Raw genomic sequence first — 2,204 nt, 5'->3', positions numbered from 1 at the left:
CTGCCGTACGACCGGCCCGCGCTGTCGAAGGATGCGCTGCTGACCGACGGCGGCGAACACCGTGCGTTCGTGCGCGATGCCGCGTGGTATGACGCGCAGCGCATCGAGTTGCGGCTCGGCACGCGTGTCGATGCGATCGAGCGGGATGCGCAGCGTGTGCGGCTCGACGACGGCGCGACGCTGCCCTATGCGCGGCTCGTGCTTGCGACGGGCTCGCGGGTGCGCACGTTCGGCGGGGCAATCGACGAAGGCATCACGCCGCATTACGTCCGCACCGTCGACGATGCGCGTGCGCTGCGCGCGCAGCTTTCGCCGGGCCGTCGCGTGGCGGTGCTCGGTGGCGGCTTCATCGGTCTGGAAGTCGCGGCGGCGGCGCGTCAGCTCGGTTGCGACGTGACGGTGATCGATCCGGCGCCGCGCTTGCTGCAGCGTGCGTTGCCGGACGTGGTCGGCGCGTACGCGCATCGGTTGCACGATGCACGCGGCGTGGTTTTCCAGATGGCGACGCTGCCGCGCGCGATCCGTCGCGCACCGGGCGGCGGCGCGATCATCGAGACCGATCGTGGCGATGTGCAGGCGGACATCGTCGTGATCGGCATCGGCGTAGTGCCCAACGTCGAGCTCGCCCAGGCGGCCGGGCTCGATGTCGACAACGGGATCCGCGTCGACGCGGGCTGCCGCACGGCCGATCCCGCGATCTTCGCGGCAGGCGAGGTGACGATGCACTTCAATCCGCTGCTCGGGCGTCACGTGCGGATCGAATCGTGGCAGGTAGCCGAAAACCAGCCGGCCGTCGCGGCCGCGAACCTGCTCGGCGCCGACGAGACGTATGCCGAGCTGCCGTGGCTGTGGTCCGATCAGTACGACTGCAACCTGCAGATGCTCGGGCTGTTCGGCAGCGAACGCACGATCGTCGTGCGCGGCGATCCGGCGAACGGGCCGTTCACGGTGTTCGGGCTGGGCGACGACGGCAGGATCGTCGCGGTGGCCGCCGCGAATCTCGGGCGCGACATCGGCGCATCGCGCCGGCTGATCGCGGCCGGGGCGGTGCCCGATCCGGTGAAGCTCGCAGATCCGGCGGTGAACCTGAAGACGTTCATGTAGCAGGCGCACGGTCGTCCGACCCGGCATGCAGTCACGATGCCGGCCGGCGCCGCCGTGTGCGATCCGCCGGTCAGATCCGTGGGGCTGCGGCCCGCTCGACGCGCGTCGCAATGTTTGTCGGCAACACCGCAACCGGTGCATATTAGCGGCATCGTTCGCCCGACCGGTTGCCCATGACGCCAGACAAAGCCCTCGAACTGAAACGCAGCAAGCGCCGCGCGCTGTGGCTGCTGCTGGCCGCCGTCGCGGTGTTCGTCACGACGATCCTGCTGCCGCGCGGCCCGTGGGTCGACGGCTTCAAGGCCGTGGCCGAGGCTGCAATGGTCGGCGCGCTCGCCGACTGGTTCGCGGTGGTCGCGCTGTTCCGCCGCGTGCCGATCCCGTTCGTGTCGCGCCATACCGAGATCATTCCGAAGAACAAGGACAAGATCGCCGACAACCTCGCGGTGTTCGTGCGCGAGAAGTTTCTCGGCCCCGACGCGCTCGCCGCGCAGATCCGCCAGCACGATCCCGCACGGAAACTCGGCGCATGGCTCGGCGAGCCGGCGAACACCGAGGCGCTCGGCGGCTATGTGACGAAGCTGATGAGCTTCGCGCTCGACATGACCGACGACGCACGGATCCAGTCATTCGTACACGACGCGTTTCGCGCGGTGATCAACCGGGTCGACCTGTCGCAATCGGCCGGCGCGATCCTCGACACGCTGACGAAGGACGGCCGCCACCAGGCGCTGCTCGACGACGCGATCGAGCAGGTGGTCGACGTGCTCGACAAGGAGGAGAACCGCGAGGTGATCGCGGGCTTCATCGTCGAATGGCTGAAGACGCAGTACCCGAAGGTCGAGAAGATCATGCCGACGCAGTGGTTCGGCGAGAACGGCGCGCGGATGCTGGCGAGCGCGGTGAGCCGCGTGCTGGAAGGCGTGGCGGCCGACCCCGAGCACGAGCTGCGGCAACGCTTCGACCGGACGGTCGTGCGGCTGACCGAGCGGTTGAAGCACGATCCCGCGTTCATCGCGAAGGGCGAGGAGATCAAGCACTATATCCGCGACGGCGCTGCGTTCAACGAGTACGTGCGCGACTTGTGGGATCAGTTGCGC

2 protein-coding genes are annotated in these 2,204 nt (G+C 68.7%); both read left to right on the top strand.

Annotated features, from left to right (window positions below; all coding sequences use genetic code 11):
- The coding region (gene andAa / locus JYJ84_RS34765) for an anthranilate 1,2-dioxygenase system ferredoxin--NAD(+) reductase (RefSeq protein ID WP_205190136.1) at positions 1-1,104 on the top strand (1,104 nt) is incomplete at its 5' end.
- Positions 1,105-1,277: 173 nt separating this feature from the next.
- A partial coding sequence (locus tag JYJ84_RS34760; protein WP_205190135.1) for a DUF445 domain-containing protein occupies positions 1,278-2,204 on the top strand: 927 nt, incomplete at its 3' end.

It is taken from the genome of Burkholderia sp. LMG 13014 (assembly GCF_905232215.1).
In the GTDB taxonomy this organism is placed as follows: Bacteria; Pseudomonadota; Gammaproteobacteria; order Burkholderiales; family Burkholderiaceae; genus Burkholderia.
Note: the sequence above shows the minus strand (reverse complement) of the source record. Positions and strands in the feature narration are given on the sequence as shown.